The following is a 19,593-nucleotide window of genomic DNA, read 5'->3' as shown; positions in this document are numbered from 1 at the left end:
AAGGGGGGCCAACAGTGAAAGTACTCGGCGTGGACATCGGCGGAACAAAAATCCGCATGGGCGTCATCGACGAAAAAGGCAACATCCTGTACGACGAGCGCGTGCCGACCGAACTCCCGCTCTACCCGTACCTTGAAGAACAGGTGCTGCGCATGCTCCGGCAGCACCCCGGAATCGAAGCGGTCGGCATCGGCACCCATGGCTTCGTCGATCCCGTGGGCGGCCGCATCATCTATGCGACCGAAACACTGCCTGGCTGGACAGGCACGCCGGTGAAAGAAAAGCTGGAGAGCGCCACCGGACTGCGCGTTGAAGTGGAAAACGACGCGGCGTGCGCCGCGCTCGTCGAAGCGAAGCTCGGGGCGGCGAAAGGCAGGGACCGCATTGCGGTCCTCACGCTCGGCACCGGCCTCGGCGGTGGCATCATCTGGGACGGGAAGATTTTGAGCGGCGGTCCCCATGGCGGCGCGGCGGAAATCGGGCACATGATCCTCTACCCGGGCGGCGCGCTGTGCACATGCGGCCGGCGCGGCTGCTTCGAACAGTACGTCTCCGGCACCGGCCTGCGCCGGCGCATCGCGGAAGCGGGGCTGGATATGACGCCGGACGAACTGTTCAGGCGATCGGAGGCGGACCCGGAAGCCCGGAAACTGGTCGAAGCGTTCACCTATGATCTGGCCGTCGTGATTTCGACCTTGCAGGCGGCATTCGATATGGAGACGGCCGTCATCGGCGGCGGCGTCTCGGACTCGGCGGAATACTGGTGGGACAGCCTCCTCAGTAAACTCGATCCGCTTTTATTGCATCCGCTCGAAGTGAAGAAAGCGCAGTTCGGCAACGATGCCGGCATCCTCGGCGCAGCCCTGCTCACAGCGGAAGAACGGAATGCCTCCTGAAAAGGGGGCGTTTTTTGTTTGCGCCTAACTTAGTGAAACAGCCGGCTCCACAGGGAGGGCCGGCTGTTATGGAGAAGCGTTACGATCAAATTAATAATCGATACTATCGGAACTGCATCGGTTATTTCCGGGGTTTTTTCTTAATATTTACAATTATGATTTAGGTGTTTCCAAATAAAAGAAATCACCCGCGAATCATTGAAAATTGCCCAGTGGAGATTGCTGCCTTTCGATGCTTATTCTCGAAACAGAGCCGTTTATTCTCGAAACGGAGTCATTTATTCTCGAAATACCATCATTTATTCTCGAAACGCCATCATTTATTCTCGAAACGCAAAAAATCACCATTTGTCAGTATCTTTATCTTTGCAGCATTACACACAAATTAAACATGGCTACTAACTATTTGACCAGTGCCCAGTAATGCTCGCCGGCAGGCAAGATCTATGCAAAAACAGCCGGCCCTCAATGCGAGGGCCGGCTGTTCCGGTCAGTATCCGGGTTTATTGAGCAGCTTGAAGATGTTGTTCTTGTAATCTTCGACCCCCGGCTGATCGAACGGGTTGATGCCGAGCTGGTAGGCGCTGTACGCGCATGAGAGCATATAGAAATACAGCAGATGGCCGACGTGGAATTCATCGAGCTTCTCCACCGTCAGGCTCATCTGCGGCACACCGCCGGACAGGTGGGCTTCCGATGTTCCGCGGTAGGCGACGTGGTTGAATTCCTGCAGCGTAATGCCCGCCATGTAGTTGAGCTCATCGCCATCCTCATCCGCCTGGAACACGGTCACGTCTTCCGCCGCTTCCTTCACGAGCAGGAACGTCTCGAACAGGTTCCGCATGCCGTCCTGGATGTACTGGCCCATGGAGTGGAGATCCGTCGTGAAGACGACGGAAGCGGGGAAGATGCCTTTGCCTTCTTTCCCTTCACTTTCCCCGAACAGCTGCTTCCACCATTCCTGAACGAATGACAGTTTCGGTTCGAACACCGCACTCACTTCATTTGTATAGCCTTCCGTGTACAGGTAATGGCGCACGGCGGCATAGCGGACCGCGGTATTGCGTTCGAAGTCGAGCTCTTTGTACGCTTCCTCCGCGTCCCGCGCGCCCGCGAGCAGCTGTTCCACGGAAAAGCCCGCTGCGGCGATCGGCAGGAGCCCGACCGCTGTGAAGACAGAGTAGCGGCCGCCGATGTCATCCGGAACGACGAAGCGCTCATAGCCGCTCTCTTTCGCCAAGTTCAGCAGCGCGCCTTTTTCCGCGTCGGTCGTCACGATGATGCGGGATGCCGCCTCGTCGCCGTACCGGTCTTCCATGTACTTTTTCAGGAAGCGGAATGCGAGCGCGGGCTCGGTCGTCTTGCCGGACTTCGAGATGACATTGACCATCACTTCTTTGCCGTCGAGGTGGTCGAGCAGCTGCTTCAAGTATTCCCCGCTCACGTGATGCCCAGCGAATAAAATCTCGGTCCCGTTATCTTCTTGGCTGAAATACGGCGATAATGCGCTCAGCACGGCCTTCGCGCCCAGATAAGATCCGCCGATCCCGATGACGACGAGGACATCCGCCTTATCGCGGATCGCATCCGCCGTCTTCTGGATCCGTCCGAGCAGCTCCGGGTCGATCGTGCTCGGCCAGTCCAGCCAGCCGAGGAAGTCGGAGCCTTTCCCGGTTTTATGGTAGAGGCGATCATGGATCTCCTGGAGTTCATTCTTTTTCGTGTCTGTCAGCACCGATTCCATCGTGCCTGAAAACGTGAAATCAATCATGCGATCACTCCTTTCTTATATTCCATGATTGATTTTACCATACCGGGAACCCGCCAGGACAGCCGCGGGCGGAGCATCCGCGTTATCAGGCTTTCCGTTCCTGGGCTTCCAGAAAGACGGCCGCGAACGTCTGCGCGGCTAGCACCATCGCCGGTTCATGGAAGTCGAACTTCTCGTGGTGATGCGGCCAGGATGTCTCCGTGCCGGGCGGTTTCGCGCCGACAAAGAAAAACGCGCCCGGCCGGTGCTGAGTATAGTAGGCGAAATCCTCGACCGGCATGATGGGCTCGATATCGGTGTATCGGCTGCCGGCTGCCTGACGCACCGTCTCCATTTGTTCCGGATGGTTATAAAGCGAGTCATAGCCCTGTTCGACCGCGACGTCAGCAGTACAGCCGAGGCCTTCCGCCACCGACGCCGCTGTCGCCTTCAGCCGTCTCCGCGCAAGTTTCCGGAGTTCCGGGTCGAACACCCGGATGGTCCCTTCCATGACCGCGCGCTCCGGGATGACATTATCCGCTTCTCCGGCGTGGAACTTGCCGACAGACACGACGAGCGATTTCAATGGATCGGCATGCCGGCTGACGATGGCCTGCAGCGCGACCATAATATGGCTCGCCGCCAGGATCGGATCCGCGCCGAGATGCGGTTCCGCCCCGTGGGTGCCTGAACCGTTCACCGTAATGGTGAAAGTGTCCTCCGCCGCCTGCAGATAGCCGTCCCGTCCGTAAATAAACCCGGCTTCGAGCTGCGACTGCACGTGCGCTCCGTATACCTCGTCGACGCCGTCCAGGCAGCCGTCGGCGATCATGGCCCGCGAGCCGCCGGGCGGAGCTTCTTCCCCGAATTGATGGATAAGGATGACGTTACCGGACAGTTCATCCTTCATTTCGTTCATCGCTTCCGCAAAAACGAGCAACGCCGCGGTATGGCCGTCATGGCCGCACGCATGCATCACGCCGGGGACGGTCGACTTGTACGGCACATCCTTCGCGTCCTGGATCGGCAGCGCATCGAAATCCGCCCGGAAGGCGATCGTCTTTCCCGGTTTCCCGCCCCGGATCGTCCCGACGACACCCCGCCCGCCGACGCCGCGGCGCACTTCGATCCCGAGCTTCTCCAAGTAGGCCGCGATGAATTCCGGCGTCTCCGATTCCTGGTGGGACAGTTCCGGGTGCATATGCAAGTGACGCCGGATGCCGGTCATTTCCTGAAAACCGGTTTCGATCCGGCGGTGAATTTTTTCCTTCAGCATGGCGATCCCTCCTTCATTCCATAAAGATAACACGTTTTTACCCGAAATTTCTGTATACTGGGAGATGAATCGGCAAAAAAGAGGGGGAGAGAACATGGACATCATCGACTTACATTGCGATGCGCTTCTGAAGCTCGCGGACGCGAAAGGGGAGCTCGATTACCGGAACGCGCAGGAACTCCAGACCAATAAAACCCGCCTGCAGCAAGGAGGGGTGCGGGTCCAGTGCTTCGCCGTCTTCATCCGGCCGCAAATGAAAGCGGAGGAGAAGTTCCAGGCGGCGCTTGATCAGGTGCACTATTTCCACACGGAAATCCTCGACAAAAACCCCGATATGAAGCACATCCGGGAATGGCGCGACTTCGCTTCCCTGGAGGACGGGGAAATCGGGGCGATGCTGACGCTTGAAGGGGTGGATGCAATCGGCAACGACCTGCACAAACTGAGCATCCTCCACCAGCTCGGCGTGCGGTCGGTCGGCCTGACGTGGAACAATGCGAACCTCGCCGCGGACGGCGCAGGCGAACCGCGCGGAGGCGGGCTGACCCGATTCGGCAAGGAAGTCGTCGGATTCCTGAACGACAACCGGATGCTGACGGACGTCTCCCATTTAAGCGTGGATGCGTTCTGGGATGTCATGGAATTGGCGGATCATCCGATCGCGAGCCATTCGAACGCCCGCGCGCTGTGCGATCATCCGCGGAACCTGGACGATGAACAGGTGAGCGCGATGTTCGAAAAAGGCGGCCGGATCCACGTCGTCTACTGCCCGCCGTTCGTGAAAGCGGATGGGGATGCGGCGATCAGCGATGTGATCCGCCACATCGACCACTTGTGCAGCCTCGGCGGCAAAAAGCAGATCGGGCTCGGCTCCGATTTCGATGGCATCGCGACGTTCGTCGAAGGACTTGAAGATGCGTCGCGCCATCCGAATCTCATCAATGAGCTCTTGAAGCGTTACTCCGAGGAGGATGTGAGAGGGTTTGCGTCGCGGAACTTCCTGGATTATGTGGAAGGGAAGTTCTATTAAGAGCGGCAATGAGTATTACCAAAAGTGGTCCCGTTACTGCCAACTGGCTGAAAAGTGCCTAAGTTCCGGTGAAACATGCACACCATACATCGGTAAAAACCAAAACCCCCGCCGGTCATCCCGGGCGGGGGTTCATCGTTGCTTACTTATCCTTTTCCTGTTCGCGCTCTTTTTTCTTATCCATCATCCGGTGCGTTTTGTCGACCGTCGCGCTGGAGGAAATGGTGTCTTCCTTCGAAGGGTCATGTTTCACGTCTTCATTTTCAAGAATCGGTGATTCGTTGCGCCCGCCGACCATGTCGCTCTGGTCGAACAGCGCGTCGATTTTCTCGTCATCATCCGTCCAGGCGACATCGCGGTCATACGCCGCGTCCGCCACCGTCTGCTTATTCTCGGAACCTTCCATTTTCCGCATCTTTTTCTGGCGTTCGGCATTGCCGCCTTCGCTCGTGCGGCCTGTGCCTTCTTCGCGTTCCGCAAGTTCATCCTTCCGGTAACTGCGCTCCTGGCTGTCCTGATCGACCGGACTGCTGCCGAACCACTTCTTATCGCGTGCCTGATCCTTGTCTTTCATGTTGATTCACCTCTCCGGCATTTGACGTCTTACTTAGTATTTGACCGTTTTCGGGCGGAATTAAACCCGAGGCGGGCCGCCATCCAGTTTCACACCGATGAACTTGAGCTCGAGCATCTCGTCGACGGCGTATTTCACGCCTTCCCGTCCGATCCCGCTCTGCTTCACGCCGCCGTACGGGTAGTTATCCTGGCGGTACGTCGACGCGTCGTTGATCCAGACGCCGCCGCTTTCAATGCGGTCCGCCACCCGGAAGGCGCGGTCGATATTCTTCGTGAAAACCGCCGCCTGCAGGCCGTAGATGGAATCGTTTGCGCGCCGGACCGCTTCATCTTCCGTCCCGAAGGGAATGACGGCGAGAATCGGTGCGAACACTTCCTTTTGAACGACGTGCATATCGTCCGTCACATCCGTCAGAATGACCGGCGGCAGCATCGCACCGCTCCGTTCGCCTTTCAGCGCCGCTTTCGCCCCTTTGGACAGCGCGCTTTCCACCCATTCTTCCGCGCGTTTCGCTTCATCTTCCGTGATCATCGGCCCGATATCGACCGACGCATCCGCCGGATCGCCGATTTTAAGGTTATTGGCGAGGCGCACCAGCTCATCCGTGAACGAATCAAAGATGTCCCGATGCACGTAAATGCGCTGCGCTGAAATGCACGTCTGGCCCGAATAGCCGAAGCCGCCGGCGACGATGCGTTCCGCTGCATCTTTCCAGTCCGCATCCTCGAAGACGATGTTCGGTGAATTGGAGCCGAGTTCGAGCGTGACTTTCTTGAAGCCGGCCGCTTTCTGGATGCTTTTGCCGACCGGGACGCTGCCAGTGAATGAAATCTTCGCCACTTTTTCGTGTTCGACGAGCGGCGTGCCGATTTCCGAGCCGGTCCCGATGATGAGGTGCAGCGCGTCTTCCGGCATACCCGCTTCATGCAGCAGTTTGACGAGCTTGTAGCCGGTCACCGGCGTTTTCTCGGCCGGTTTGAAAACGATCGTATTCCCCGCGGCGATCGCCGGGGCGAGCTTATGCAGCGACAAATTCAGCGGAAAGTTGAACGGCGTGATGGCGCCGACGACGCCGAGCGGGGTCTTCTTCACGAACCCGAGCCGGTTGTCACCGCCGATCGCCGCATCCATCGGCACAACTTCTCCGCCGATCTTCTTCGCTTCTTCCGCCGCATAGAGGAGCAGCTGTTTCGAACGCTCCACTTCCTTGCGCGCCTGTTTGACCGGCTTGCCGGATTCCGCTGTGATCGACTGCTGGAACTCATCTTCGCGCTCCCCGAGCAGCCGGGCCGCTTTGCGGAGAATGTCCGCCCGTTCGTGGGCGGGCATCGCTTTCATCTTGTTTTCAAATGCTTTGTGCGCAGCTTCGACCGCCTCATTCAGGTCATCCGCGGTGGACAGCGCCAGCGTGGCGACCGTCGAGCCGTCGAACGGATTCTTCACTTCGTGGGTGGTGCGGCTTTTTTCATTGCGTTCCTTACCGCTGATAATTGAACCGATAATCATCGCACATCCTCCTAACAAAGAATTTCGCCGAGTTTCTGCGTCAGTTTCACGTTCTCGCTGTAATCCACCGGGCAGTCGATCAGCACGGGTCTATTCAGCGAAACCGCCCGCTCCAGCGTTTCGCGGAGCTCGGAGGAATCCGTCACTTCCATGCCTTCAAACCCGTACGCCTGCGCCAGTTTAATAAAATCGGGATTGCCGAACTTGATGTTCGACGGGCGGCCGAACTCATTCTGCTGCTTCCATTCGATCAGCCCGTAGCCGCCATCCCGCCAAAGCAGGATGACAATCGGCAGACCAAGGCGGACGGCCGTTTCCATCTCCGCACTCGTCATCTGGAAGGCGCCGTCCCCGACGACCGCCACGACGGTGCGTTCGGGATGGGCCAGTTTCGCGGCGATCGCACCGGGCACGGCGACGCCCATCGAAGCGAGTCCGTTCGAGATGAGGCACGTCTCCGGCTCATCGCAATGGTACATGCGGGCCATCCACATCTTGTGCGCGCCGACATCCGAAATGGCGATATCCCGCTCGCGGAGCACGCTCCGCAGATCATGCACGATTTTCTGCGGCTTCACCGGAAAATGGCTTCCGCCCTCGAACTGTTCCAGTTCATCCAGCGCTTCCCGCCGCACATCGGCGATCCAGCTGTTGTCCCGTGTCCGGCGTTCCGCAGCTTCCGTCAGTTTCCGGAGATTCGCTCCGATGTTGCCGGTGACGTTCAGCCTGACCGGATAATGGGCATCCGTCTCCGCTTCGTCCGTATGGATATGGAGCACATCCAATCGCTTGTCGGGATTCCACCGCTCCGGCGGGTATTCGACCATGTCGAAACCGACAGCGATGACGAGATCCGCTTTCGCAAACCCGCACGTAATGTAATCCTTTCCGCCGATGCCCGCTGACAGCAGGCTGTGGCGGTCTTTCCGCGACACCGTGCCTTTACCCATGAACGACTGCACAGCCGGCAGGTCCAGGACATCGATGAATTCGCGGAGTGCCTCCGAAGCGCCTCCGCGCGCCACACCATCACCTGACAGGATAAGGGGGTGTTCGGCTTCTCCGATCAGCTGCAGCGCTTGGGCGATCACGCTGTCGGCCGTTGCCGATTCCGCGTGGCCGATGACCGGCAGCACATCTGCGTCCGTCTCCATCGCCGCTACATCTTCCGGCAGTTCCAGGTGGACGGCGCCCTGTCGCTCGCGCGTCGCCGTGTGGAACGCCTTGCGCACCGCTTCAGGGATGACGTCCGGCGACTTGATCTGCGTATTCCACTTCGTCACCGGCCCATATACGTTCTCCATGTCATAATACTGATGCGACTCCTTGTGCTGACGGCCGAGTCCCGCCTGGCCCGTGATCGCGACAACCGGATTAAAATCCATGTTCGCATTCGCCACGCCCGTCAGCAGATTCGTCGCGCCGGGCCCGAGCGTAGCCAGGCAGACACCGGGCTTGCCCGTCAGCCGGCCATAGGTCCCGGCCATGAATGCGGCGCTCGTCTCATGGCGCGTGACGATGAACTCGATGTCCGAATCGAGCAGCGCATCCATCACATCCAAATTCTCTTCTCCGGGGACGCCGAATATGTATTCGACTCCCTCATTCTCCAGGCACTTCACCAATAACTCAGCAGCTCTCATACTTCGCCTCCTCGACTGGTGGGATCAAAAACCTCTATCTTTATTGTTTTTCACTGTTCAGGCAGAGATAAACCACCCGGCAGCGGGTGAAAAAGAATAAATTTCCGCTCTTTTCCCCCACATGGTGGCGGAAAAATGCGTTTTTTTGTTTTGGCTATATGAAAAAAGAGTAAAAAATATTAGAATTATAAGACAAAGGGTGCCAGGCACCGGTGCAGCGTCCCCGGTGAGGCTACAGAGAGAGCACGGACAGACGGACAGACAGACAGAGAAAAAGGGGTGTCACAACTTGACTTCAGCTGAATTGTGGAGAGCATTGCTGGTGAGGGCCGGAACATCCGGCTACGAAATTCATACGCGGCCGCGCATCAGCATCAAGCCGAGGTGGTTCTGGGTCAGTGTCGTCGGGGATACGCTGTTCATCGACAATGCCCAGCAGCATGTGCCGAGCGTCAGGCTGTCACGCGCGAGGCGCATCTCGTTCAAGGATTTCGATTACGTATACGGCTGTTACGTCCGGCATAAGGGGAATGCCGCCAAGGCGAAGCGGGAAGCCGTAAAAAAGTCACGGAACACGATCTACATCGTCGCGATGATTGAAGAAGCGAACAGCCATTACCGCGCGGTGACATGAACCGGAAGGGGGATCACATGAAAAAACTCGGCATCATCGGCGGGACAGGGCCCGAATCGACCATCGATTATTACCGGGACGTCATCGCCGGCTGGCAGGCGAGAGAAGGCACAAGAGATGAACTGCCCGAATTTTTCATTTACAGTATAAACATGTACAAAATCTTTCAGCTCCTCGAAGCGGACAAGTCCGGCGAACTGGCGGATTACCTGGCGGAAGCGGCGGATGCTCTCCGGCGGGCGGGTGCGGATTTCGCGGTCATGGCGGCGAACACGCCGCACATCGTCTTCGGCGAAGTGCAGGCGAAAGCGTCCATACCGCTCATCAGCATCGTCGAGGCGGCGCGCGATGAAGCGCAGCGCCTCGGGCTCGGCAAAGTTGCGCTCCTCGGGACGAAATTCACGATGGAGAATGACTTCTTTAAAATTCCGTTCCATGAAGCGGGGACCGACGTTATCGTGCCGGATGAAGAACAGCAGCGCTACATACATGAAAAGACACTCGCCGAACTCGAAAAAGGGATCGTCGAACCGGACACAAAAGCGGAATTCATCCGGATTGCGGAAGGCCTGATCAGGGAGGGCGGTGCAGAAGGCATCGTTCTCGGCTGCACGGAATTTCCGATGATCCTGAAACCGGAGGATCTGCCGGTTCCGCTGCTGAACACTGCTGAAATCCATATCGGCCGGATCGTCGGGCGGATGCGGGAGGATGACTGAAGCGGGGAGGAAGCAGGAATGGATATCATGGAGATCATCAAAAACCGGCGGAGCAACGGGCTCGTCACGGACGAAGCGGTGCCGGAGGAACTGATCCAAAAAGTGCTGGAAGCGGGCACTTGGGCGCCGAGCCACCACCGGACGGAGCCGTGGCGCTTTTTTGTGCTGACAGGAGACGGCCGAAAGCCGCTGGGTGAGACGCTCGCGAAGATCCAGGCGGCGAAAATGGAAGATCCGGAAAGCGAGACGAATCAGAAGAAACTGGAAGCGACGAAGCAGAAGCCGTACCGGGCGCCGGTCGTCATCGCGGTCGCCGTCGAACCGAGCGATAACCCGAAAGTGATCGAACAGGAAGAGCACGGGGCCGTGTACGCGGCCATCCAGAATATGCTGCTCGCAGCGCATGAACTGGGCCTCGGCACTTACTGGCGGACCGGCGCCCCGGCGTATGACCCGGAGATGCGCAAATTGTTCGGACTGTCGGACAAAGGCGAAGTGCTCGGTTTCGTCTATGTCGGTTATCCGAAGAAAGAACTGCCGGAAGGCAAGCGGAAGCCCGTGGCGGACGTCACGAAGTGGATCCGGGACGAACAGGATTTCAAGGAACTGTGATGAATGAAAAAGGCGCAGGGCTGACAGGAGCCTTGTGCCTTTTTCCGCGGTATAATGGAATCAACCACAATCGAAGGAGTGATCCGCATGTCCTCGAAGTTCCGCTGCATTGTCGTCGGGTACGATGGGTCGGATTGCAGCAAAAAGGCACTGGAAATGGCAGCATCTGTCGCCGGGGAAGAGCCGAAATCGGAAATCAGCATCGTTTCCGTCCTTGCGCCGTCTGTGATGTACTATCCCGCCATCGCCAATCCGGAGAATGTCGAGAAGGAACGGAAGGAACGGGCAGCGAGAATGCTGAAGGAAGCGGAAGAGCATCTCGGGCCGGGGCACGCAGTGAAGCAAGTGGAGCTGCTGCAGGGCAATCCCGCGAAAGAGATCGTCCGCTACGCCGAAGACAACGGCTGTGACCTCATCGTGGTCGGCAGCCGGGGACTGAGCGGCATCAAGGAATTCTACTTGGGCAGCACGAGCCACAACGTCGCACAGAAAGCGAAAATGCCGGTGCTGATCGTAAAGTGAACAACTTTTGAAAGCACGTCACCGGTATAGCGGATCGAACGCCGCCGATCAGCCGATCGGCGGCATTTTCATCCGCATATCCGCACTCCATGTTTTCGCGACATGACCGGCTGAGTAAGATCCGCTTTCATCAGCGCCATTCTGAACGCGGACCAATCCGGAACAAAAGGGGGAAAACCGGCATGATGTCAACCGGTCAGGAAACACAAACTATTTATGCGCCGCCGAAGCATATCGTTTCGGCCGCCGCAGTCGTATTGAACGGACAAGGGGAGCTGCTGCTCATCAAAGGCCCGCGCAGAGGATGGGAGATGCCGGGCGGACAAGTGGAAGAAGGGGAATCCCTGAAAGAAGCGGCCATCCGGGAAACGAAGGAAGAAAGTGGCATCGACATCGAGATCGTGAAATTCTGCGGCATTTTCCAGAATGTCGGCCGGTCGATCTGCAATACGCTGTTTTTGGCGAAAGCGGTGGGCGGCATGCCGACACCTTCCGAGGAAAGCCTCGAAGTGGGATTTTTTCCGGTCGAGACCGCGCTGGAAATGGTGACATGGAAAAATTTCAGGGAGCGGATCGAAGCCTGCCTGGACGAACATGCCCAGCCATTTCTGGAAGAGTTCGGAAACGAAAAAACCGGCTGATCCGGTATCAGCCGTCCAAAAAACCAGGCACAGCCGTTCCAGTGCCTGGTTTTCGTTTGCCGTTTTATATTCAATTCGCGATTTTGCTGCCGGCGTCCTTCAGACTGGCGAAAAAGAGGTCGTCATCGGTATCGGAAGGCATGAGCTGGAGCAGGCCGCGCCGGTGGGCGATTTTGACGAGATGGATCACTTTCGAGAACTTCCATTTTCCGCTGTTCTGACAGAAACAGGCGAACCCTTTCAGACTGATCCGGATCTTCTGGATTTTCGCTTTCTTGTACAGGGAGCTTCCCTGGAGGAACAGAAGGACTTCTTCTGCTTCATTGGCTTCATCCGTCGTGTAGGAAATCGTTTCCGCTTCCTTCAGCACTTCCTGCGAGAAGGAAGCTTCTTTTATTCCGAACAGGTCTTCCAGCTCAAGGACGGCATCGGCGAATTTCGGAAGGGCGTCGTTCGTCCCGCCGGCGGTGCAGATCAGCAGCGCCTGTTTGCCGGCATTGCGGATTTCTTGGAGAAGGGGCGCGAAATCCCGGTCGTTTGTGATAAGGGCATAGACGTCGGCGGCCGGCTGGCTGAGGTCTTTCATCACGTCGATGGTGATCTGGACATCCGTCGTGCTTTTCGTGCCGACGGAACAGTGCTTCGGTTCGACGCCTGCCGAAGTCAGCCACCCCTGTTCGCGCTGGGATTGGAAAAAGGGGCTGTCGAAATTGGCATAGCCCTTTATGGAAACGATGGTGAACTGTTTTTCGAGTTTGTGGCGCAGCCGTTCAAAAAAATTGACGTAGCGCACTTCTTTTCCCGTATGTTCCGGGAACGTGCTGGCGAGATTCTCATAATCCATGAAAATCTTCAGCCGCGGTTTCGGGTTGGTCAGCTGGTTAAGCATTCATTCAAATCCTCCTTGTGCAATCCTCTGTATTATTCATCGGTCCGGCTGCCGGATCCATACAGCCGCTGACGGAAATTCAAGCGTTTCTATTCCTGTTCCCTTCCTGCCGCTCTCCATAAACCTTCAGGCACCTCCGCCTTTCCGGTGCGGCTGTGATGCATCGCACAGCGAACGGGGGAAAAGGATGGTACGATTGAGGGTTTCCCCCTAATGTGCCGGGCGGCCGCATCCAGTATGATAAAGACAGAATCAGCCGGGATGCCGGAGGAAAGCGGGGGAAAGGCAAATGGTCACGATCTGTCCGGTAAGTAAATTGCACACGGAGCCGTCGCGCAACACGGATGTGTTTTCAGAGAAAAGTCTTACGCAGCTGGAGGCCTTGATGAATCACCAGAACTTCAGTAAAGGAGAGACGGTCTTTTCAGAAGGCGACCGGATGGACCGCCTGTATTTCGTCAAATCCGGGATGGTCCGGCTGACGAAATCGACCGATGAAGGGCACACCTTGTCATTCTACCATTTCCGCACCGGCGACTTGATCGGCCAGCTGGAAGGCGCCGGCCACACTTCAAGCTTCACCGCTGAAACCCTGACCGGCTGCCGGATCGGCATCATCCGCCGGCGTGACCTGGAGGAAGCCATCCGCAGGAACGGCGACCTTGCCATCGATTTCATGCGCTGGCTCAGCTTCATGAACCACTTTACGCAGACGAAGCTCCGCGATCTCATGTTCTTCGGGAAAAACGGTGCGCTCGCCTCGACCCTGCTCCGGATCGCCAACACATACGGGGTTCCGGAGGACGGAAAAATCCGTTTTACGATGAAGTTCACGAACGCCGAAATCGCCGACATGATCGGCGCCACCCGCGAAACGGTCAACCGGCTGCTGACGCAGTTCAAGAAGGACGGCATCATCGGCTACGAAAACGGCTCGATCGTCATCACGGACAGAGAGGCGCTGAAAAGCATCTGCCACTGTGAAAACTGTCCGCTCAGCGTCTGCCGGCTGTAAACACAAAAAAACCGCAGCTCCCCTTGTTTGGCGAGGGGGTGCTGCGGTTTTTCAGCTCAAAAAGTCGCCAGAGGGGTTCTCCCGTTTGGCTACGGTTTTCCATTTTTCCGCGTCTTTCTTTGTATGGAAAGACATATTTTCAGAAAGCGAATAGGTTTTAAGGAATTCAAGGAACAAAGCGGCGGCTTTAGAGTGGAAATCAGACTTATGGGTCACATAGTAAAAGCTGCTTTTATTCGTATAATCTTTTAAATTCACGGACCCCAGCGTGCCGGACTGGATATCTTTTTTAACGACGAATCTTGAGAGATAGGAGATGCCCAGTCCCAAGGCAACCGACTCTTTTATCGTCTGGGAACTGCCGAAACTCATAATTTTCTTAGGCGCGATTCCGAGCTGGGAGAAAAGCTTTTCTGTCACTTCCCGGGTGCCGGAACCGGACTCCCGGATGATCCACGTCTCCGCTTCCAAAATCTCCAGGTCGACGGCTTTATTTTTGATGAGCGGATGATTCGGTTCGGCCACAATGACCATTTGGTCCTGGGAAAACAAGTTGATGTTGACATCGAGATCCGATACCTCCCCTTCGACAATAAACCCGATGTCCAGCTCTTGCCGATGGATTTTCTTAGCGATGATTTCAGAATTCTGAATGGTGATATCCGGGATGATTCCCGGGTGTTTTTTATTGAACGCGTAAATAATGCTGGGCAGGAAATACTCTCCGAATGTATAGGCGGCACCGATGGAAAGGGGTGTGTGGAGAGAAGGGTCTGTTTCTTTCACAACGTAATACATATGCTCGTATTTAATCAGGATCTCTTTGGCATGGGTGTAGAGAATCTGCCCGGCTTCGGTAAGCTGAACATATTTATTCGTCCGGTCAAAAAGCTTCACCCCCATCTTTTTCTCCAGTGATTTTAAACTGAGACTGACCGCTGAGGGGGTCATATGGAGCAGTTCCCCCGCTCTCGTGAAGTTCTTCTGCTCCGCAATCGTTACAAAAATTTCTAATTTCTGATCCATGTCTTCACCCGTTTCTATGCGTTAAATATAATTAATCATAACATTAAATATAATTAATTTTACTTGTTATTAAAAGTTTCGTAAAATTTCAACTAATATAAATTCCTGGCTGGCTAAAGTCGACAGGAGAGACGGCCAAAAAAGAAAAGGGGTGAATCATCAACAGCTGCTGTCCGTCCGGGTCCGCGCTGGAAACTAATCGGAACAGCTGAAATAGCGATGGCAAAGCTCCTAATACATATCAGGCGGTACGAATAAAAACGGCGGGAAACTGAAAGATGATGAATTTTTCAAGATTGGATAAAACGGCTCCACATCATCATGCTGATCACTTGAGGGGGAAATGAAAATGAAAAGAAAAATTGGGAAATCCATAGGAATAGCAGGCACAATGATGCTGGCAGCGGCCATGCTGGCAGGTTGCGGAGAAGCTGAAGGGGCTGCTGAAGAATACCCCGAACGAGAGATAGAACTGACCATTCCCTGGTCTCCGGGCGGCGGCAGTGATATCGAAGGCAGAATCGTGGCGGAACATGCCGAGAAAAATATCGATACCTCGTTCGTCATCGTCAATCTGCCGGGTGTCGGCGGTACGGTAGGGCTTGAGGAGTTGGCGGAAAAAGAAGCGAACGGCTACAATATCGGCCAGATCCACGAAGGGCTGCTCGTCGCTCATCATACCGGCATTACAGAGATCAATTATGACACGTTCGAGCCGATCGCCTCCATGTCCTCTTCCGATCAGATTCTCGCGGTATCAAGTGATTTAGGTGTGGATACATTGGAAGAGTTCGTGGAATACGGCCAGAGCAACGAAGTGCGGTTCGGCGGTACCGTGGCCGGGATTCCGAGGGTATGGGTCGAACAGCTGGGCAGAAGCCTCGATATCAATTACAACCTTGTGGGATATGAAGGATTGTCTGAAGCGATCCAAGCGCTCGCGGGCGGCCACATTGATGCGGCGATCGTCGATTATGCATCTGCCCGGGATTTTGTTGAAGCTGGTCACATGAAGTTCCTTGCAATCGGTACAGAAGAACGGTCGGAAAGCCTTCCTGATCTCCCGACATTTACCGAAAAGGGATACGACATCACACTAAGTGTGGTCAGAGGTTACGTAGCGCCTGAAGGCACACCGCAAGAAGCGATCGACGTGCTGGCTGAAACATTTGAAGAAACCGCGAATGATCCGGAATTCGTAGAAGCGATCAGAAACGTGGGATCTGAGGTCAATTTCATGGGTCCTGAAGAGTACCGTGAATACCTGGATAAGCAAGACGCCATTATCGAGGAAATCTCGGCGGATATCGCAGAATAATCCTGCGGATACAGAAGCGTTCCGTCGCTTCCTTAGCAGAGGAGGGGCCGCAGAGGGCTCCTCTTTCTTTCATACAGGACAGACTATCCAAAAGTGCATTCGGAGGGACTTCAGTGGGAGAATTAGTGATCGGCATCATTTTAATAATTATCAGCATCACCTTTTATGTAACGGCCGGCGGTTTTCCCGCCTTAAGCGATGCGCCTCTTCAGGCGGGATCGTTCCCTCAGTTCATCGCGGTGCTGCTGGGTTTCCTTTCCCTCATTTTCGTGCTGATCAAGGCGAAAGAGCTGGCTGGCAGAAAATCGGGAAGTACTCAGGAGAGCATGGGAGATAAAATCCGTCATTTCTACGAGGAACACAGACTGGTCCTCATTACGCTCGTCAGTCTCGTTCTTTATATCATTCTAATGCAGTTGATCGGGTTCGTCATCACGACGATCGTGTTCATCGTGGTCACCGGTTATATCATCGGTCCGAAAAAGAAAAAGGACCTCCTCATCCTGTCGGCCGTGGCGGTCGTCGTCACGCTGAGCGCGTTCTTTTTCTTTGAAAATGTATTGTACGTCAGATTTCCATCGGGGCTGCTGTTCTAGCGGCAGACAGGAGGTACTGGAATGCTGGATTTGTTATTGCTCGGCATGACTGAGCTGCTTCATATCAAACTGCTGTTCATTATTTTACTTGGCGTCATCGTCGGAATCCTGGCAGGGCTCATCCCGGGTTTCACGGTCACAATGGCCATCGTCCTCACACTTCCGCTTACATTCGGAATGGAGCCGGTAGCCGGTGTGGCCGCGATGATCGGGGTATTCGTAGGCGGAATGTCCGGCGGCCTCATCAGTGCTGCGCTTCTGGGCATACCGGGCACGCCCTCGTCGGTGGCGACGACGTTCGATGCGTTCCCGATGTCCCAGAACGGGGAACCGGGTAAAGCCCTTTCCATCGGCATATGGGCCTCATTTTTGAGCTCCATCGTCAGTTTTTTCATCCTGATTTCAATCGCTCCGCAAATCGCGGATTTCGCTTTACTGCTGGGACCGTGGGAAATGTTCTCCCTGATTGTCGTGTCACTGACAATCATCGCCAGCGTGACCGGGGATTCCATCATTAAAGGGCTTATCACGGGCGCATTCGGACTCCTGATTTCCACAGTCGGAGCAGATCCCATCATCGGCATCCCGCGTTTTTCGTTCGGTCTGGATACGCTGCGGGCCGGTATCCCGTTCCTGGTCGTGCTGATCGGCATGTTCGCCATTTCCCGTCTTTTCCAGTCGCTGGAGAATAAAGAAATGGTGCAGGACAAACAAAGACGGCAGGAGGAAAAACTGAAGGAAGTCAAATTCATCCTCCAGCCGCTGAAAACAATGAAAACCGTTATGAAGAAACCCGGCACACTGGTAGGCTCTTCCGCCATCGGCTCCATTATCGGTGCAATACCGGGAGCAGGCGGCAGCATCGCCAACATCGTCGCATACGACCAGGCAAAAAAGTGGTCGAAAAATCCGGAAAAGTTCGGGACCGGCTGTGAAGAGGGCGTCATCGCCTCCGAAGCCGGCAACAACTCAACGGTTGGCGGGGACCTGATTCCGACGATTGCCTTAGGAATCCCCGGTTCCGCGGTGACGGCTGTTTTGCTTTCCGCACTGATGGTGCACGGCATCACCCCGGGTCCGCTTTTGATTGTCAATGAACCAAGTGTCGTCGGCGGCATTTTTTCCGCCTTCCTCATCGCTTCGTTCTGGATGCTGATCACCCAGTTTGTCGGAATCCGATATTTTGTCAAAGTGACGCAAGTGCCTGTGCACATGCTGGTCCCGATTATCCTGGTCCTTTGCGTCATCGGTACATTCGTACTGAATAACCGGCTGACCGACCTGTACATCCTGTTGGCGATGGGAATCATTGGCTACCTGTTCGCAAAGTACGGCTTTTCACTTGCCCCTGCCATTATCGGTGTCATTTTAGGGCCGATTGCGGAAGTGAATCTGAGAAGGGCAGTCATGTCCGATCCGGACTGGACCCTCTTCTTCACCCGTCCGATTTCACTCATCTTCCTGGTGCTGGCTGTTCTGTCCATTCTCTTTACGGTCTGGCAGTCAGCTAAGTTGAAGCGCCGGTCGGCCGGAAGCCTTTAGATTGCCTGTTGCTTCCGTCCATACAGAAAGCCCCATCCGCCTGGCTGCGGATGGGGCTGTTTTTGTCAGCCGTTCAGGCTCTTCCGGACAAAATCCTCGAGCGGTGTTTCTTCGCCGATGAACTGCTTCAAGTCATCCGACGTCCGTGAGGTTTCCCCGTTCGCCACGTTTTCATAAATCGATGCGCTGAACAGCGCCATCCCTTCCGGAAGTCCGACCCGCTGCAGGTACTCGACCTGTTCGGCGAACGGCACAGTGCGGTGCTTCACGTCTTTTCCGCTCACCCGGCTCAGCACGTCGGCCAGTTCATCGAACGTCCATGTCTTGGACGAGACGAAATTGTAAGTCTGATTTTCGTGGCCGTCACCCGCGAGCACAGCCGCCGTCCCTTTCGCGAGATCGTCGCGCGTGACCGTGTTCAGCTTGCCGGCTCCCGTGTTCGTGATGATCTCACCGCTGTCGACGCTCGCCGCGAGATCCGCATTGACGAACACATCCGTATACAGCGAATTCCGGAGAAACGTATACGGAATCCCGGTCGTCCGGATGGCGTATTCCGTCGCGACGTGCAGCGGCGCGAGCGACAGCTCGGATTCATCCGCGAAGGCGATGCTCGTATAAAAGATGTGGCCGACACCGGCATCGCGCGCCGCCTTCACCGCATTGGCATGCTGGACGACCCGGAGCGGATCGTCGTAGGACGGGCTCGAAATGAGCAGAAGCTTATCCGCGCCTTCAAACGCATTCGGCAGCGTCGCCGGCTCGTCGTAGTCGCCGAAACGGATCTCAACGTCCGATCCGTTGAAAATGTCCCGCGCCTTGTCGATATCCCGTGCAATGGCAATGAGGTTCTCACCGGTGTTCCGTTCCTGCAGGTACTTGATGACCGCGCTGCCGAGCTGGCCGGTCGAGCCTGTAACGACAATGGACATCTGGAATCATCCTTTCTTTGATTGCTGGAGATCACTGCATCAGTTTTCCTTTTCCCTTTAGAAGGAAATAAAACACCGTGCGGGCTGAGCACCAGCCGATTCTCCTCTACTTGTCCGGTTCTTTTTCCAATGCATTGCTGATGATGCCGCGTATAAATTTCATCGTCCGTCCGAATGCCTCTTCACTCGTATAGTATCCCCGGTTATTCAAGAAGTTGACGAACATGCCAAGCCACAGCATATTCGTCATTTCATTCAGTTCGTCAGCCCTCTGTTCATCCAGCAAACCCTCCTGTACAAGCGGGATAAGTGAATAACGGCCTCGGTTCAACAAATTGCGGTCCATTAAAATCAGACGGAGTTCTTCCGGGACCGCGATGAGGTCTGAAGGATACATCTCATAGTAGTGTTTCAGCAGCTTTTCCGGATGATCGCCAAGGTCCATCAGGAAAACCGCCTGAAAAACATC

General features: G+C 55.7%; 19 protein-coding genes and 1 pseudogene. 11 read left to right on the top strand and 9 right to left on the bottom strand.

The features are described 5' to 3' along the window. Positions 1-14 precede the first annotated feature (14 nt). Positions 15-896: an ROK family protein gene (locus CCE92_RS11735; RefSeq protein ID WP_088008103.1), complete on the top strand. Its 882-nt coding sequence runs from the start codon at positions 15-17 to the stop codon at positions 894-896. A gap of 490 nt (positions 897-1,386) precedes the next feature. Here CCE92_RS11735 and CCE92_RS11725 read toward each other — a convergent pair whose 3' ends face one another. Together CCE92_RS11725 and CCE92_RS11720 are read right to left on the bottom strand one after the other, a co-directional pair. Then, a complete protein-coding gene (locus CCE92_RS11725; RefSeq protein WP_088008099.1) occupies positions 1,387-2,667 on the bottom strand; it encodes a glucose-6-phosphate isomerase in 1,281 nt (426 codons plus the stop codon). A gap of 85 nt (positions 2,668-2,752) precedes the next feature. Beyond that, on the bottom strand, positions 2,753-3,922 hold the full coding sequence (locus CCE92_RS11720) for a M20 metallopeptidase family protein (RefSeq protein WP_088008097.1): 1,170 nt from the start codon (positions 3,920-3,922) through the stop codon (positions 2,753-2,755). Positions 3,923-4,016: 94 nt separating this feature from the next. On the opposite strand from CCE92_RS11720, the gene CCE92_RS11715 reads away from it, so the two are divergent. After that, a complete protein-coding gene (locus tag CCE92_RS11715) occupies positions 4,017-4,952 on the top strand; it encodes a dipeptidase (protein ID WP_088008095.1) in 936 nt (311 codons plus the stop codon). Between the two features lie 142 nt (positions 4,953-5,094). On the opposite strand, the gene CCE92_RS11710 is transcribed toward CCE92_RS11715, so the two are convergent. The 3 genes from CCE92_RS11710 to CCE92_RS11700 are packed head-to-tail and all read right to left on the bottom strand — an operon-like array spanning position 5,095 to position 8,678. Then, positions 5,095-5,526, bottom strand: coding sequence for a hypothetical protein (locus CCE92_RS11710; RefSeq protein WP_088008093.1), 432 nt, complete (start codon positions 5,524-5,526; stop codon positions 5,095-5,097). A 60-nt stretch (positions 5,527-5,586) separates the two neighbouring features. Further along, entirely contained in the window at positions 5,587-7,035 is a 1,449-nt protein-coding gene (locus CCE92_RS11705; protein WP_088008091.1) for an aldehyde dehydrogenase family protein, read from the bottom strand. A gap of 11 nt (positions 7,036-7,046) precedes the next feature. Beyond that, positions 7,047-8,678 carry an acetolactate synthase large subunit gene (locus tag CCE92_RS11700; RefSeq protein WP_088008089.1) on the bottom strand — a complete coding sequence of 544 codons (1,632 nt, stop codon included), beginning with the start codon at positions 8,676-8,678 and terminating at the stop codon, positions 7,047-7,049. A 289-nt stretch (positions 8,679-8,967) separates the two neighbouring features. On the opposite strand from CCE92_RS11700, the gene CCE92_RS11695 reads away from it, so the two are divergent. The 5 genes from CCE92_RS11695 to CCE92_RS11675 all read left to right on the top strand — a co-directional run bounded on the left by CCE92_RS11695 (position 8,968) and on the right by CCE92_RS11675 (position 11,806). After that, the gene (locus CCE92_RS11695) at positions 8,968-9,312 is read left to right on the top strand and encodes a hypothetical protein (RefSeq protein WP_144391013.1); all 345 of its coding nucleotides are present in this window, start codon (positions 8,968-8,970) and stop codon (positions 9,310-9,312) included. Between the two features lie 17 nt (positions 9,313-9,329). After that, complete coding sequence (locus tag CCE92_RS11690; protein WP_088008085.1) at positions 9,330-10,031, top strand: aspartate/glutamate racemase family protein; 702 nt, start codon at positions 9,330-9,332, stop codon at positions 10,029-10,031. A gap of 18 nt (positions 10,032-10,049) precedes the next feature. Then, positions 10,050-10,643, top strand: coding sequence for a nitroreductase family protein (locus CCE92_RS11685; protein ID WP_088008083.1), 594 nt, complete (start codon positions 10,050-10,052; stop codon positions 10,641-10,643). A gap of 87 nt (positions 10,644-10,730) precedes the next feature. Further along, positions 10,731-11,165: a universal stress protein gene (locus tag CCE92_RS11680; RefSeq protein ID WP_162287868.1), complete on the top strand. Its 435-nt coding sequence runs from the start codon at positions 10,731-10,733 to the stop codon at positions 11,163-11,165. A 182-nt stretch (positions 11,166-11,347) separates the two neighbouring features. Continuing rightward, positions 11,348-11,806, top strand: a complete 459-nt coding sequence (locus CCE92_RS11675) for an NUDIX hydrolase (protein ID WP_241536009.1) — start codon at positions 11,348-11,350, stop codon at positions 11,804-11,806. Positions 11,807-11,876: 70 nt separating this feature from the next. On the opposite strand, the gene CCE92_RS11670 is transcribed toward CCE92_RS11675, so the two are convergent. Then, positions 11,877-12,695, bottom strand: a complete 819-nt coding sequence (locus tag CCE92_RS11670; protein WP_088008079.1) for an NYN domain-containing protein — start codon at positions 12,693-12,695, stop codon at positions 11,877-11,879. Positions 12,696-13,080: 385 nt separating this feature from the next. Here CCE92_RS11670 and CCE92_RS11665 point away from each other — a divergent pair, with 385 nt between their 5' ends. Beyond that, positions 13,081-13,710 carry a Crp/Fnr family transcriptional regulator gene (locus tag CCE92_RS11665; protein WP_162287867.1) on the top strand — a complete coding sequence of 210 codons (630 nt, stop codon included), beginning with the start codon at positions 13,081-13,083 and terminating at the stop codon, positions 13,708-13,710. A 51-nt stretch (positions 13,711-13,761) separates the two neighbouring features. Here the strand turns inward: CCE92_RS11665 and CCE92_RS11660 are convergent, their stop codons facing one another. After that, positions 13,762-14,736: a LysR family transcriptional regulator gene (locus CCE92_RS11660; protein WP_088008074.1), complete on the bottom strand. Its 975-nt coding sequence runs from the start codon at positions 14,734-14,736 to the stop codon at positions 13,762-13,764. A 349-nt stretch (positions 14,737-15,085) separates the two neighbouring features. Between CCE92_RS11660 and CCE92_RS11655 the strand changes: the two genes are divergently transcribed. From CCE92_RS11655 to CCE92_RS11645, 3 genes are all read left to right on the top strand, one after another. Further along, positions 15,086-16,054 carry a Bug family tripartite tricarboxylate transporter substrate binding protein gene (locus CCE92_RS11655; RefSeq protein ID WP_162287866.1) on the top strand — a complete coding sequence of 323 codons (969 nt, stop codon included), beginning with the start codon at positions 15,086-15,088 and terminating at the stop codon, positions 16,052-16,054. 113 nt (positions 16,055-16,167) lie between these two features. Continuing rightward, a complete protein-coding gene (locus tag CCE92_RS11650; protein ID WP_162287865.1) occupies positions 16,168-16,650 on the top strand; it encodes a tripartite tricarboxylate transporter TctB family protein in 483 nt (160 codons plus the stop codon). 21 nt (positions 16,651-16,671) lie between these two features. Continuing rightward, positions 16,672-18,192: a tripartite tricarboxylate transporter permease gene (locus CCE92_RS11645; protein WP_088008068.1), complete on the top strand. Its 1,521-nt coding sequence runs from the start codon at positions 16,672-16,674 to the stop codon at positions 18,190-18,192. Positions 18,193-18,257: 65 nt separating this feature from the next. Here CCE92_RS11645 and CCE92_RS11640 read toward each other — a convergent pair whose 3' ends face one another. Together CCE92_RS11640 and CCE92_RS11635 are read right to left on the bottom strand one after the other, a co-directional pair. Further along, positions 18,258-19,124, bottom strand: a complete 867-nt coding sequence (locus tag CCE92_RS11640; RefSeq protein ID WP_088008066.1) for an SDR family oxidoreductase — start codon at positions 19,122-19,124, stop codon at positions 18,258-18,260. Positions 19,125-19,230: 106 nt separating this feature from the next. Further along, positions 19,231-19,593 (bottom strand): annotated as a pseudogene (locus CCE92_RS11635) (TetR/AcrR family transcriptional regulator); the annotation flags it as partial.

Source organism: Indiicoccus explosivorum (genome assembly GCF_002167005.1).
GTDB lineage: Bacteria > Bacillota > Bacilli > Bacillales_A > Planococcaceae > Indiicoccus > Indiicoccus explosivorum.
The sequence above is the reverse complement of the archived record's forward strand: the minus strand, read 5'-3'. Positions and strand labels throughout refer to the sequence as shown.

Excerpts from the sequence above, each read along its gene's own strand:
- CCE92_RS11680 (WP_162287868.1), top strand. The coding sequence starts at position 10,731 with ATGTCCTCGAAGTTCCGCTGCATTGTCGTCGGGTACGATGGGTCGGAT.
- CCE92_RS11720 (WP_088008097.1), bottom strand. The coding sequence starts at position 3,922 with ATGCTGAAGGAAAAAATTCACCGCCGGATCGAAACCGGTTTTCAGGAA.
- CCE92_RS11660 (WP_088008074.1), bottom strand. The coding sequence starts at position 14,736 with ATGGATCAGAAATTAGAAATTTTTGTAACGATTGCGGAGCAGAAGAAC.
- CCE92_RS11690 (WP_088008085.1), top strand. The coding sequence starts at position 9,330 with ATGAAAAAACTCGGCATCATCGGCGGGACAGGGCCCGAATCGACCATC.
- CCE92_RS11705 (WP_088008091.1), bottom strand. The coding sequence starts at position 7,035 with ATGATTATCGGTTCAATTATCAGCGGTAAGGAACGCAATGAAAAAAGC.
- CCE92_RS11685 (WP_088008083.1), top strand. The coding sequence starts at position 10,050 with ATGGATATCATGGAGATCATCAAAAACCGGCGGAGCAACGGGCTCGTC.
- CCE92_RS11700 (WP_088008089.1), bottom strand. The coding sequence starts at position 8,678 with ATGAGAGCTGCTGAGTTATTGGTGAAGTGCCTGGAGAATGAGGGAGTC.
- CCE92_RS11670 (WP_088008079.1), bottom strand. The coding sequence starts at position 12,695 with ATGCTTAACCAGCTGACCAACCCGAAACCGCGGCTGAAGATTTTCATG.
- CCE92_RS11665 (WP_162287867.1), top strand. The coding sequence starts at position 13,081 with ATGAATCACCAGAACTTCAGTAAAGGAGAGACGGTCTTTTCAGAAGGC.
- CCE92_RS11655 (WP_162287866.1), top strand. The coding sequence starts at position 15,086 with ATGAAAAGAAAAATTGGGAAATCCATAGGAATAGCAGGCACAATGATG.
- CCE92_RS11640 (WP_088008066.1), bottom strand. The coding sequence starts at position 19,124 with ATGTCCATTGTCGTTACAGGCTCGACCGGCCAGCTCGGCAGCGCGGTC.
- CCE92_RS11675 (WP_241536009.1), top strand. The coding sequence starts at position 11,348 with ATGATGTCAACCGGTCAGGAAACACAAACTATTTATGCGCCGCCGAAG.
- CCE92_RS11725 (WP_088008099.1), bottom strand. The coding sequence starts at position 2,667 with ATGATTGATTTCACGTTTTCAGGCACGATGGAATCGGTGCTGACAGAC.
- CCE92_RS11645 (WP_088008068.1), top strand. The coding sequence starts at position 16,672 with ATGCTGGATTTGTTATTGCTCGGCATGACTGAGCTGCTTCATATCAAA.
- CCE92_RS11710 (WP_088008093.1), bottom strand. The coding sequence starts at position 5,526 with ATGAAAGACAAGGATCAGGCACGCGATAAGAAGTGGTTCGGCAGCAGT.
- CCE92_RS11715 (WP_088008095.1), top strand. The coding sequence starts at position 4,017 with ATGGACATCATCGACTTACATTGCGATGCGCTTCTGAAGCTCGCGGAC.